The organism is Phocaeicola faecalis (assembly GCF_021730445.1).
Lineage (GTDB): Bacteria > Bacteroidota > Bacteroidia > Bacteroidales > Bacteroidaceae > Phocaeicola > Phocaeicola faecalis.
Genome location: NZ_JADNRM010000003.1, coordinates 53,435 through 66,738, shown reverse-complemented (window position 1 = coordinate 66,738; position 13,304 = coordinate 53,435). Strand labels below are relative to the sequence as shown.

General features: G+C 43.1%; 11 protein-coding genes and 1 tRNA gene. 1 reads left to right on the top strand and 11 read right to left on the bottom strand.

All coding sequences use genetic code 11. The features are described from left to right. Nucleotides 1–301 precede the first annotated feature (301 nt). The 5 genes from gyrB to IR173_RS05605 form a co-directional block, all read right to left on the bottom strand. Entirely contained in the window at nt 302–2,266 is a 1,965-nt protein-coding gene (gene gyrB / locus IR173_RS05625) for a DNA topoisomerase (ATP-hydrolyzing) subunit B (RefSeq protein ID WP_237038693.1), read from the bottom strand. A 306-nt stretch (nt 2,267–2,572) separates the two neighbouring features. Next, nucleotides 2,573–3,757 (bottom strand): 6-bladed beta-propeller, encoded by a 1,185-nt coding sequence (locus IR173_RS05620; protein WP_237038692.1) that lies wholly within the window; start codon nt 3,755–3,757, stop codon nt 2,573–2,575. A gap of 12 nt (nt 3,758–3,769) precedes the next feature. Then, nucleotides 3,770–4,054, bottom strand: coding sequence for an NVEALA domain-containing protein (locus IR173_RS05615; protein WP_237038691.1), 285 nt, complete (start codon nt 4,052–4,054; stop codon nt 3,770–3,772). 565 nt (nt 4,055–4,619) lie between these two features. Then, entirely contained in the window at nt 4,620–4,874 is a 255-nt protein-coding gene (rpsT, locus tag IR173_RS05610; RefSeq protein WP_237038690.1) for a 30S ribosomal protein S20, read from the bottom strand. Between the two features lie 42 nt (nt 4,875–4,916). Further along, nucleotides 4,917–4,988, bottom strand: a tRNA-Glu gene (locus tag IR173_RS05605). 185 nt (nt 4,989–5,173) lie between these two features. On the opposite strand from IR173_RS05605, the gene recO reads away from it, so the two are divergent. Continuing rightward, a complete protein-coding gene (gene recO / locus IR173_RS05600; RefSeq protein WP_237038689.1) occupies nt 5,174–5,899 on the top strand; it encodes a DNA repair protein RecO in 726 nt (241 codons plus the stop codon). A gap of 792 nt (nt 5,900–6,691) precedes the next feature. Here the strand turns inward: recO and IR173_RS05595 are convergent. The 6 genes from IR173_RS05595 to murG are packed head-to-tail and all read right to left on the bottom strand — an operon-like array spanning nt 6,692 to nt 13,267. Continuing rightward, the gene (locus tag IR173_RS05595) at nt 6,692–7,141 is read right to left on the bottom strand and encodes a GatB/YqeY domain-containing protein (RefSeq protein ID WP_237038688.1); all 450 of its coding nucleotides are present in this window, start codon (nt 7,139–7,141) and stop codon (nt 6,692–6,694) included. A gap of 19 nt (nt 7,142–7,160) precedes the next feature. Continuing rightward, nucleotides 7,161–8,468, bottom strand: a complete 1,308-nt coding sequence (gene ftsZ / locus IR173_RS05590) for a cell division protein FtsZ (protein ID WP_237038687.1) — start codon at nt 8,466–8,468, stop codon at nt 7,161–7,163. Between the two features lie 44 nt (nt 8,469–8,512). Then, nucleotides 8,513–10,033, bottom strand: a complete 1,521-nt coding sequence (ftsA, locus tag IR173_RS05585) for a cell division protein FtsA (RefSeq protein WP_237038686.1) — start codon at nt 10,031–10,033, stop codon at nt 8,513–8,515. Between the two features lie 3 nt (nt 10,034–10,036). Beyond that, nucleotides 10,037–10,774, bottom strand: a complete 738-nt coding sequence (locus IR173_RS05580) for a cell division protein FtsQ/DivIB (RefSeq protein WP_237038685.1) — start codon at nt 10,772–10,774, stop codon at nt 10,037–10,039. Continuing rightward, entirely contained in the window at nt 10,771–12,147 is a 1,377-nt protein-coding gene (murC, locus tag IR173_RS05575; RefSeq protein ID WP_237038834.1) for a UDP-N-acetylmuramate--L-alanine ligase, read from the bottom strand. The genes IR173_RS05580 and murC overlap by 4 nt, the downstream gene beginning before the upstream one ends. Continuing rightward, complete coding sequence (murG, locus tag IR173_RS05570) at nt 12,137–13,267, bottom strand: undecaprenyldiphospho-muramoylpentapeptide beta-N-acetylglucosaminyltransferase (RefSeq protein WP_237038684.1); 1,131 nt, start codon at nt 13,265–13,267, stop codon at nt 12,137–12,139. Before murG ends, murC begins: the two co-directional genes overlap by 11 nt. Nucleotides 13,268–13,304: the final 37 nt, after the last annotated feature.

Sequence of the window (13,304 nt, the reverse complement as noted above, 5' to 3'; positions counted from 1 at the left end):
GCATATAATCTTCATCAAGTGATTAAAATTATAAGAAAAAGAACGTTTATCTGAAGCTCTCTTATCGTTTGTGTTTGTCTGTTTTCTCCCATTTCATCGATGAAAATGGCACAAGGAAGTATTATGGCACCCTTCGGGAAAAGGAAATGAAATATAAATGAAAAGGGGAGCCCTATTGTGTGCGGAAGGGGGAGGATGTATGTAAAAAGTCCCGGCTCGGTGAAGAGTCGGGACTACCTCAAATTGTAAGATGTGAGGATTGTTTTTTTTTAATTTTTAAATATTTAGTTGAATACAACTATTACGCGTCGATATTCGCATACGTCGCGTTTTTCTCTATGAACTCGCGGCGCGGACCTACATCATCCCCCATCAGCATGGAGAAGATATAATCCACGTTTGCGGCATTTTCTATTGTCACTTGTTTCAGGATACGGGTCTCAGGATTCATTGTTGTTTCCCAAAGCTGTTCGGGATTCATTTCACCCAAACCTTTGTATCGCTGTGTATGAATGCCGTTTTCCTGACCGTCGCCATATTTTTGGATAAACTCCTGACGGGCTTCTTCAGTATAGCAATATTCGCTGATTTTGCCTTTACTACATTTATAGAGAGGCGGATTAGCAATATATAAGTGGCCGTTTTCGATGATTTCCGGCATATAGCGGTAGAACAATGTCATGATAAGAGTGTCGATATGTGAACCATCGACATCGGCATCGGTCATGATTACCACCTTATGATAACGCAGTTTGTCAATGTTTGCTTTCTTGCTGTCGTCGTCACCGTCCACACCGAAACGAATACCCAGTGCAGTGATGATATTGTTTACTTCATCGCTTTCAAATGCTTTGTGCCACATCGCTTTTTCCACGTTCAGAATCTTACCTCTCAGTGGCAGGATAGCTTGCGTGGCACGGCTGCGTCCTTGTTTGGCAGAACCACCTGCCGAGTCACCCTCGACAAGGAATAATTCACATTCCTCAGGATTACGGCTAGAACAGTCGGCAAGTTTACCCGGCAGTCCGCCACCCCCCATCGGGCTTTTGCGCTGAACAGATTCGCGGGCCTTGCGTGCGGCAATACGGGCAGTAGCAGCCAAAATCACTTTGTCTACAATCTGCTTTGCTTCTTTCGGATGCTCTTCCAGATAGTAGGTAAGTGCTTCACCCACGGCTTGATTCACGGCTCCGCTGACTTCGCTGTTACCCAGCTTGGTTTTGGTTTGTCCTTCAAATTGCGGTTCGGCTACTTTTACAGAGATAACAGCTATCAAGCCTTCGCGGAAGTCTTCTCCCGAGATTTCGACTTTTGCTTTCTCCAATGCCTTGATATCTTCGGCATATTTCTTAAGTACACGTGTCAGTGCGCTGCGGAATCCCGCTTCGTGTGTACCACCTTCTATAGTGTTGATATTGTTGACATAAGAATGCAGACTTTCACGATAACCGGTGTTGTACATGATAGCACATTCAATTGGGGTACCGTTTTTCTCTGTGTTCAGATAAATCACATCGTCAATCAGTGAATCATTGTTTCGGTTCAGAAAGCGTACAAACTCTTTCACACCTTCGTCCGAGTGGAACACTTCTTTCTTAAAGTTGCCTTCCTCGTCTTTCTGGCGACGGTCAGTGAGCGAGATGGTAATACCCTTGTTCAGGTAAGCCAATTCGCGCATACGTGCTTCGAGGATATCATATTTATATTCGGTAACAGTGAAGATAGAATCATCCGGCCAAAAGGTTTGTTTGGTACCGCTGATTTCTGCATTGCCTACTTCTTTAACCGAGTACAGGGGATGTCCGCATGAATATTCTTGCTGGAAAATCTTACCGTTGCGGAATACTTGTGTAGTCATGTGCTTGGACAGTGCATTCACACACGATACACCTACACCGTGAAGACCACCGGATACTTTATAGGAACCTTTATCGAATTTACCTCCGGCATGGAGCACCGTCATAACGACTTCCAATGCGGATTTCTTTTCTTTTTCGTGGAAATCCACCGGGATACCACGGCCGTTGTCCTGCACTGTGATGGAGTTGTCTTCGTTAATTGTTACTTCTATGTGGTCACAGAATCCTGCCAGCGCTTCGTCGATAGAGTTGTCAACAACTTCATAAACCAAGTGGTGCAAACCCTTTTCGCTGATATCTCCGATATACATGGCGGGACGTTTACGAACGGCCTCCAGTCCTTCAAGAACCTGGATATTGCTGGCCGAATAATTGTTCTCGCCGTTTATCTTTTCTTCTTCAGTCATGTTTAATTAGATTTCTTTATTTAGCTCTCAAAGATACGAAAAAATGCTGAGATAAAAGGGGATTTCGAACTAAAAAAACGCAAAAAGGAGGGACGTGCTTTATGTTCCGTGGCTTTGGGAAAGAGGATGGGGGCATGGAAATGACAAAATGCGAAATCCCGTTGTTGCATAATCCTAGCCTGCATCATTCACTGCAGCAGTTAAAGGAGTTATCACTTCTAATTCAACTTGTTGGCTGATAGCTCTTTAACTTCTTAACCCTCCGGACATGAATGATTCAGGCTAGCAGGGAAAGAGAGTCAAACCTCAGTTTTTGTCGGTGAATAAATCTTCATTCAAGCGGTAAACGATGATGCATGGATTGTCATTTTCTGTCATTGCCTCGAAGAAAGTTTTGAGTTTGCTTTCAGGTAATAAAGGTAATGCGTATTGTATTTGTTCGGGTGCGATGTTTATATAGAATGATTTTCCGGTTATGACTTTGGGGTGTGTGGAGAATATTGCACATAGCCCTTTGTTGCCCCGTAATTCATCGGGGTTAATGGTTATTGCGCTTTTATGCTTTTTGGAGTAATAAGTATATAAAGGTATATTCCACCCCATGTCTAAAAAAATTAGGCTGTCGGAATGAAGGAATCCCCCGCAGGTCAATAAATATCTCTTTTGCTCCATCTCTTCAATATTGTTGTCGCCATATTTGTAATAAAGCGTTTCCTTGTCTTTTTCTGATAGTGTTTTGAGGCCTGTCTGATTATCGAATATATACTCGGGTATCGCTTCTGATTGATGTATTCTATAGATTGTATCGGATAGCAGAGGCATATAAAGCAACTCTCCATTTTCGGCATAGCTGGCTGCGGAGGCGGAACGAATGTCCAAGCGTTTAGGTGTTTCGTCTTTTAAAAATGTATCTACTACTTTGCCCCTATTATTGACTATATGCACGTTGTTGCTTTCCATTCGCTGGTCGCTATATTGGTCTTTTCCTCCGGAATTAAGGTGAATATATCGTTTGGATATATCAGAAACGATGGATGTTGGTGAGAAATCTAAAGAAATGACTTGCTGTAGTTTTCCGTTTTCGTCATATTCAAACAAACGTTTGGAGAAACTGTCAGTAAGGAGTAGGCGGTTATTGGCTGGATCTGTTTCGAAGCTGCTTATTTTGATGTATTCTTCCGGACCTTCTCCCTGGTTGCAAATCTTTGATAAGTATTTGCCTTGCATAGAATAGATGAATACAATAGACAGGGTGTTGTCTGTGATGTATAATTTATTGTTCATAGTACGTACTAGCAGGATACCAGATAATAAAGAATGATTTGAAGCTTCTAGCCTTATCGTGTCATAGTCGGCTATTAAGTCTTCGATGGTTATAGCCGATTGTGAAGGAATCAATAGTTTTTTTCCTTCTGTTACATTACAATTTTTGCCGGAGTTTTGACATCCGGCAAAAAGTATGATGCAGAGAACTGATACTATTTTGTACATAAGAAACATAATTTACAGTTGGCAGTCAACGCATACTGGATGGTCGTGCCCGTCGCGACAAGATACTTTCTTCCCTTTGGCATAGGCTCCGCCAACATATATGTAACAATCCTCATTGTACCATGTATCGTATTTGAATCTTTTCTCACCATTAGTTTCATTGTCATCGGCCAATGCTTCAATATTCATTAATGCCATGCTTGAAAACTCCTTAGAGTCTGTCTTTGCTCTGTGAATGGTGTAACTGCTTAGAATAACTGTAGCGGTTATTAACGCTTTGATTTTAATGCTTTTCATAATTGTTTTTTTTAGTTCTTCAAAAGTAAAAAAAACATTGGATGTGCAAAGAAAGTTATTCTTTGTTTGTACATTATTAACTTCTTTGGCTTCCGTCATTTCGTTTTACGGCACTCTAAAGGAAGATTTAGCTGTCTCTTCCTAAGGGCTAAGCTTTTTCGGGCTATAGATTATTACGTCCTGCTTCGGTGGGACGTATATCCTGCCGTAACAGGACGTCATAGTCTGACGTAGAAAAAGACTTGGCTGAGAGGAAGAAAACGGGTTAATCTGAAAACCCTGTGGGTGATAAGCATGACCTCTGAGTTACAATGCTGACGTCCAATCAGGTGTTCGTCTGATGTACTTGATTTATAATACTTTGGAAGGATGTATGTTTTTAGCATTGCAGACTTTCAATGTTTCTCAAATATTATACCCACATATTTTTTGACTTGACCCAAGAAAACGCTTAGGTTATGGGAAGGGATAGTTTGAGCCGTTGTCGGGTATTCAGTCTTCCTGAAACGACAAAAGGCCGAATCGTATGATTCAGCCTATTTTATCTTTTAGTTTAAGACTTTGCTTAAGCGAGCTTGCTAATATGAGCAGCCAATTTAGACTTCAGGTTAGAAGCTTTATTCTTATGAATAATGTTGCGCTTAGCTAACTTGTCCAACATTTTTTGGATGCCCGGATACATTGCAACAGCTTCTGCTTTGTCAGAAGTCTCACGAAGTTTTTTAACAGCGTTACGCATTGTTTTTGCATAATATCTGTTATGAAGTCTTCTCTTCTCTTCCTGTCTGATTCTCTTTACTGATGATTTGTGATTTGCCATCTCGACTAATCTTTAGTTTTGTTCTTTTATTATTTTTATTTGTAGCCCCTGGGGGAATCGAACCCCCCTTTCAAGAATGAAAATCTTGCGTCCTAACCGATAGACGAAGGGGCCAGGCCTTTAACTTGCCAGCCTTAGCTTGGCTTTTGCATCAGAGAGTGTTTTTCTCTTTTGCGGTTGCAAAGGTAGGAACTATTTTTAAATCTCCAAAACATTCGAGTGATTTTTTTTAGTTTTCTGCTCATTTTCCTCGAAATTGACTACTTTTGTACGTGGTAGAGGCTTAATAATGGAAGAATATGTTGCAAAAAACAGTCGGAATCGTACTTCATAGTCTAAAGTATAATGATACTTCGAATATTGTCGATATCTATACGCAGCACACGGGACGGGCTTCGTTTCTGGTGAAAATTCCCCGCTCGCGCAAGTCGGCGGTGAAGTCGGTGCTTTTTCAACCCCTTGCTATGGTGGAGTTTGAGGCGGACTATCGTCCGAATGGCAGCCTCTATCCTGTTAAGGAGGCTAAATCATGGTATCCGTTTCGTACCTTGCCTTATGACCCATATAAGTCGGCCATAGCTATGTTTCTTGCAGAGTTTCTTTATCGGTCATTGCGTGAGGAGGCAGAGAACAGACCGCTTTTTGCTTATTTGGAGCATTCCATTCGTTGGTTGGATGAGTGTGAGCGTGGGTTTGCCAATTTTCATTTGGTGTTTTTGATGCGCTTTTCCCGCTTTCTAGGTCTTTATCCTAATACGGAAGATTATGATGAGGGATGTTTTTTTGATTTGCTCAATGCTTGTTTCACTCCCATACAGCCTTCGCATGGGGCGTTTCTGAAGCCGGATGAGGCTTCTCATATTAATATTCTGATGCGGATGAATTATGAGACGATGCACCTTTTTGCCATGAGTCGTGCGGAGCGCAACCGTTGTCTTACCATTATCAATGATTATTATCGCCTGCATTTGCCTGATTTCCCTTTGCTTAAATCATTGGATGTATTGAAAGAGCTCTTTGCCTGAAAACCGATATTTTTCTGCGGATTCAAATACGAAGTAAAGGAAAGCGGGGCAGTCAGTATTCTTAGTGATTTATATGTCATGTCATCGACAAAGGAAGAGTAAGCTGTTTCTTAGGGTCAGCTAAAGCTTTTTGAACGGAAGATTACTACAGTCTACAGCAACGGACTGTACGGTCTACCGTAACGGACTGTACAGTCTGCCGTAATGGACTGTACAGTCCACTGCCGAAGACTGTAGTAATCCGACTGACAGAAAGGCTTAATCGAAAGGACGCAAACGCTTATTCCGGCTAATGAAACGACGTAGGGAGTTCTAAGTGTCTGCGGGGGTTGAAAACCGGAGGAAAGGATGTGTCAAAACGTAATTTGATGAAAGGACAATTTTTAATCTGAAACTTGACTCCCTAAATCAATGATGAAAAGAGCCATATCATTACTTAAAAACAGAGTTTGATATGGCTCCTTTATAATTGTTAGTTACAATCTGTAACTTTGTAGAGTGGTCATGTTGGTTTTGACACACCTTCTTGATTTGTTAAATCCCCAAGAATAATGACTGCCTCGGGAAACTGCGTTTCATATATCAGGGGGGCCATTAGTGCTACAATAGCTTGGTGTGGAAGCAGGATGATGAATTAAACTTATTGTAAAGACGTTGTTGCAATAAAAAAGACAGGAGAGCGTTTCTTACACAAGACCAAGGTCTTTTCAGAAAAACTCTCCTGCCTTTTTCAAAAACTTCAGCAGCTTTTTGGCAAACGCTTCCGTCTTTTTTAAATGGTGTTTAAAGGCTTTATGCTAACAGTTCTTTTACCTTAGCTGAAATGGCACGACCTTCTGCTTTGCCTGCCAGTTGCTTGGTAGCCACGCCCATTACTTTGCCCATATCCTGTGGACCGGTTGCGCCTACTTCTGCAATGATTGTTTTCAAAGCAGCTTCCAATTCTTCAGCCCCCATCTGTTTCGGTAGATAGGCTTCGATGACGGCTACCTGAGCCAATTCGGTTTCTGCCAAATCAGAACGGCCTTGTTCGGTGTAAATAGCAGCTGAGTCCTTGCCTTGTTTTACCAATTTCTGCATAATTTTTAGAGCAGCGTCATCGGTCAGTGTATCATTGGCTCCCGGAGCGGTCTTTGCTTCGAGGAAGAATTTCTTTACATTGCGCAAAGTTTCTAATTTCACTTTGTCCTTGGCCTTCATAGCCTCTTTGATATCGTTGCTGATTACGTCAAATAAATCCATATTCTCTATATTTTAGTTGTTAAAATGTTATTGTTATGCCACCGTTTTCGGTATCGTTGTTGCTGAATGTTTCCTCTTCCTCGGCCACGGCTTTGGATTGGATACTTTCGAGCACAGTCTTGGTTCGTTGATAAGTGGGGGTTGTTTCCACCATACTGATGATGTCGTCATTGTCAAGGTCTTCCAGACTGAAGATATAGATGTTGTGGCGTTTTTTCTTGTTGCTATTCTTGAAAGTGTCGCGACCGTAGTAGTCTCCGCGGCGTTCATCTTTGCGCTGTTCTTCTTCTTCCTGTTCTTCCAGCTTCTTTTGTTCTTCGATGGTACGTTTGTTGAGCATATTGTCCATACCCGGTACATCTTTGATGCCGAAGCCGGTTGCCAGTACAGTGAATTTCACTTTGCTTTCCAACGATTCGTCGATGTAAAGTCCCCATTTGGTTTCCACATCTTTGCCAAACTTACTCATGAAGTCGTGCACTTCGTTCATTTCTTCCATCATTAACTCGCTCTTAGTGCTGAAAGAGATGTTAAACAGAATCTTCTTTGAGTTGAAAATATCATTGTTGTTCAGCAGCGGAGAGTGAAGAGCATCATTGATAGCCTGGCTCACACGATTTTCTCCTTCACCGTATCCGGTACTCATTATGGCCACACCACCGTCTTTCAATACTGTTTTCACGTCATTGAAGTCGAGGTTGATAGTACCGCGGATAGTGATAATCTCGGCAATACTTTTTGCTGCTACAGAAAGGGTGTCATCTGCTTTTCCGAAAGCATTCATGACACTGAAGTCGGAGTAAATGTCGCGCAGGCGTTCATTATTGATAACCAACAAAGCGTCTACGTGCTGGCTCATTTGCTCTACACCGTCCAGCGCCTGATCTATTTTGCGATTGCCTTCGAACAAGAAGGGTATAGTGACGATACCTACAGTAAGGATATCCATATCTTTGGCTGTCTTGGCAATGATAGGTGCCGCACCGGTTCCGGTTCCTCCCCCCATTCCGGCAGTGATAAATACCATTTTACAGCCGTCGTTCAGCATATTTTTTACGTCTTCAATGCTTTCTTCAGCGGCTTCGCGTGCACGTGCAGGACGATTTCCGGCTCCCAGTCCTTCTTTGCCCAGTTGCAGTTTGACGGGCACAGGCGATTCGGCCAATGCCTGATTGTCTGTGTTGCACACTACAAATGTTACATCGTGAATACCTTCTTTGTACATGTGATTTACGGCATTGCCGCCGCCACCACCCACACCGATTACTTTAATGATGGTCGGGTTGTCTTGTGGGAAATCGAATGGCATTATAGTTTCATCAGACATAATCTTACTATATTATATAAGGTGATGTAATTTACTTGTTTCTTTTAATCTTCTTTTAACAGGTCGTCAGAGAGCGTGGTGATTTTCTTGCCCAGCTTTGACCAAAGGCTGCTGCCTTTTTTCAATTGCTTGATGTCTTTCTCCAGTTCGCGTATCTGAGCATTCTTGGTTTCTACACCGAGCATTTCTGCTTTGCTCAAAGCAGCTAATGCTTCTTTATATTTTTCAGCATTCTTCAGTTCGATGGCTTTCTTTATGAAGCTTTCACAGTCGGCAATGCGTTGCTTTTCAGCTTCTTCCTTTCTGCGTTTCTCTTCGGCTTCCTGTGCCAGTCTTCTTCTTTTTTCTTCTGCACTTTCTCCTTCTTCAGTAAAGAGCCCGGTTTGAATGGGTTGTACCGGTTCTTTCGGGTGTTCAGGGCGGTAACAGTTCTCTTTTCCGGCAGCCAACAGTGCGATGATGGTGTTGGCCGTTCCGTCTTTCTTTAATTCAATACCTCCTTTAAGACTCAGTTGGCAGTCTTTGGCCATTCTCACTTTCTCCAGTTTGGTGCGTTTGCTGAAAGCTTCTTCCATATTTTTCAAGTTGGCTGCACCACCGGTGACAATGGCACCTGCCAACAACTTGTCATCGTAGCCGGAGAGTACAATCTGATTCCATACATTAGCCAATATTTCGTTGACACGTGCTTCAACAATATCTTCCAGCAAATGAGCTTCGATACTGCACTTTCCGTCAATGGCATAGTTGGGTGTTTCTTCTTCGTCTTGTGACGGATCAATATAGGCATTGCCGTATTTGACTTTCAACTCTTCGGCATCCTCTTCTTCTATTTGCTGGCTGCAAATATCTTTGGTAATATTGCTGCCGCCTAAAGGGATAACTGCCAGATGGCGGAGGATATTGTTTTTATAAACCGAAACAGTAGTTGTATCTGCACCAAAGTCGATGAGCATACACCCGGAGCGTCTTTCGCTGTTCGTCAGCACCGCATTGGCAAGTGCCAACGGTGAGATGACATAATCTGCAATCTCTATTCCCGCTTGACGGAAACACTTGTCGATATTCTGTTTTACACTGCTGCGGGCAATGATGTTGAGGAAGCGGCCTTCAATATGGTCACTGGGAACGCCGACAGGATCAGCCAATAAGTTAATGCCTACCTTGTATTCTTGTGGGGCTACCTCCAATATATCTTGGTCGATGATGGGCACTTCGCGGTTGCTGTCCATCAGCGAGTCAACTAACTCTTGTGATATTTTAGTCTCTTCTTCCAAATGGCGTACTTCCGTGTTGCGGATAGTGCGGAGCGACTGTCCGCCAACGCCTACATATACCTTTCCGATAGAAGCCTTTAATGTCGATTCCAGTTTCTTGATAATCGAAGTAAGGCTTTGTGCGGTCTTGTCCAGATTATAAATAACTCCTTTCCTGATGAAATCAGACGAAGGTTCGCTGGCAAGGGCCAGTACTTGTATACTTCCGTCCGGATGCTTCTTTCCTGCAATGCCTGTGATCTTTGAAGACCCCAGCTCTATTGCTACAATAAAATCTGTTGCTGCCATATCTTACTTCTCTTTTTTGGTACAAATAATCTGATTGCTAAACTCCAAACTGATGCGGCTGTATTTGTTCCAGCCCACCTGGTTCAGACCTTTTTTATAAAAAATCTTCAGTCTTTCAAACTTTTCCTCATAATCGCCGGGTTTCCCAAGGAAGATGATATGCTCTCCAACACGCGGAACCAGTTCCAGTTCTTTGGCAGGAGTGACGTTTATCTGTTCAATCTGGGCTTCCCATAGAGGATGATTCTGTAGAAAGATGCCTAACTTATATAATTCTTTCGTGGCAAAGTCACGGCTTACACTACCAGTAACAACAGCTACATGGGCCGAACTGTTGGGTATCGGCATCACTTTTCCTTTGCTGTCAATGTAATAATTATCTCCGTTGGCAGCCATTACCCTTAATAAGGGCAGGCGCTGGGTAACTTCGATACCGATTTTACAACCGGGAGTACGGTAACATTCCACGTTCTCAATCAATGGGTGCTTGCTGAGTTCATCTTCTAAAAGCCGGGTGTTGATTGTTCCCATCTTCTTTCCCACGGGAGACAACTTCTTGCTGTTGAGTAGGCGGAGTACTTCTTTTTTAGTGATGAAGCCATGGTCGATACTGTCATTGATAATCAATTCCATACCCTTGCAAGTCTGGTCTGCAGGCTTGGTATTGAAGACTGTAACCGCTACTACAAGGTAAGCTGTTATCAGTAACAAGAACAGGAGTATGAAAATTCGTTTAATCATTGTTTGTTCAGTATTTCGCAGATTTGGGAAACATAGTTTTCAATGTCTCCCGCACCTAAAGTGATTAATACTTCTATATTTTTATTTCCCAGTACCTCTGGAATCTCTTCTTTTCGGCACATAGATTTCTCGATGCCGGGGCGCAGATTGTCATAAATCAATTTGCTGGTCACTCCGGGGATTGGTTTCTCTCGTGCCGGATAGATATCTACCAAAATTACTTCATCCAGCAATGACAGGCTGTCTGCAAAGTCTTGGTAGAAATCACGTGTACGGGTATAGAGATGCGGCTGAAATACTGCAGTCAACTTCTTGTCCTGATACAAGGCGCGCATGGAGAGAATGCTTTGACGGATTTCAGACGGATGGTGGGCATAGTCACTCAGGAATACCACTTTGTCATTCTTTATTTTAAAGTCAAAACGACGGTCTACTCCATGGAAGGTTCTCATTCCTTCTTTTATTTCTTCATTGGTGACACCGCTCATCTGGGCCAATGCCATAGCTGCCACTCCGTTTTCAATGTTAATGGCGATGGGTACTCCCAATTGGATATCGTCAATATTACCCAGTGGCGAAATGTAGTCAAAGAATATTTCACCGTTTCCGATACGGATATTCTCTGCATGGAAATCACCTTCTTCTTTAGAATAGGTATATAGTTTTACACCTTCCTGCAAATCCGGTTGCAGTTCGATGCCTTTGCGCATAATCAGCGCCCCACCCGGACGAATCAAGGAAGTATAGTGCCGGAAACTCTCCAAATAGGCTTCTTTGGTGCCGTAAATGTCCAAATGGTCGGCATCAGTAGCAGTGACTACTGATATATAAGGTGAAAGCCAATGAAAAGAACGGTCAAACTCATCGGCTTCGATAACTATATATTCACTGGTATCGGACAACAGTAGATTAGTTCCGTAATTTTTTGAAATACCTCCCAGGAATGCGTTGCAACCGACATGGGATTGATGCAGCAAGTGGGCTGTCATGGTCGAAGTGGTCGTCTTGCCATGTGTGCCGGCTACACAAAGACCTTTTCCGGCATGGGTCAACATGCCGAGCACTTGCGAGCGTTTCTGTATCTCGAATCCGTTTTCACGGAAATAGGTAAACTCTTTATGTGTTTCGGGGATAGCGGGAGTATATACAACCAAAGTGCTTGACGCATCACGGAATGAGGCGGGTATTTGGTCTGTGCTATCTTCGTAGTGAATAGCTGCTCCTTCTTCTATCAACTTTTCCGTCAGTTCACTTGGAGTACGGTCATAGCCACCTACATTCTTGCCTTTTGACAAGAAGTAACGTACCAATGCACTCATACCGATGCCCCCGGCGCCGATAAAGTAAACTGATTTTAGCGTATTAACATTCATTTCTCTTTCTATAATCATCAGCCAATTCATAGACTTCGCGTGCAATGACATTTGCAGAGTCCGTAAAGGCCAGTTTTGCAATATTTGTACTTAAACTCTTTAGCAATTCAGGATGTTGGACGGTTTCAATCGCTTTATCCAACAAAGCTTCTTTGGCAGCGGCATCTTTTATATAGAGCGCCGCGTTTTTATTGACTAATGCCAATGCGTTTTTGGTTTGATGGTCTTCCGCTACGTTGGGAGAGGGTACCAGAATGACCGGTTTCTGCAATAGACAGAATTCAGAGATGGAACCGGCTCCGGCACGGCTGATTACCAAGTCCGCAGCACTGTATGCCGATGCCATGTCACTAATGAAATCGGTAACATGAAGCATGGGCAGTTCTCCCGCTTTAGCTACGGCAGCGCGGGCTTCATCAATGTAAATCTTACCGGTTTGCCAGATGAATTGCACGCCCGATGTGCGTATCTTTTCAAGTCCTTCCATCACACAATGGTTGATGGTACGTGCACCGAGGCTTCCCCCTAGAATGAGAATGACCTTTTTTTCCGAGGAAAGTCCGAAAGAACGAATGGCTTCTTCGCGAGTGATAGCATGATTGAGCAACCCTTGGCGTACAGGATTACCGGTCAGTATGATTTTGTCTTTTTCAAAGAAACGCTCCATACCGTCATAGGCTACACATATCTTACAGGCTTTTTTTGCCAACAGCTTATTCGTAACTCCGGCATAAGAATTCTGTTCTTGCAACAGGGTGGGGATTCCCATTATTCCGGCTACCTTCAGTGTTGGGCCACTGGCATATCCACCGACTCCGACTGCTGCATGGGGACGGAACTCTTTAATAATTTTGCGCGCTTTCCACTGGCTCTTTGCCAGTTTGTAAAGGACGGATATATTTTTTAGCAAGTTCTTGCGGTCGAATCCGGCAACGGGTAAACCTTTGATTGGATAACCGGCAGCTGGAACACGATGCATCTCCATTCTGCCTTCGGCGCCTACGAACAGGATTTCCGCTTCGGGATGTTGTTCTTTTATGGCATTGGCAATGGATACGGCAGGGAAAATATGTCCGCCGGTTCCTCCTCCGCTGATGATAATTCTTAAATTCTCTTCCATTTCTTGCTCTATTTTGATGCAAAGTTATGAATAAACT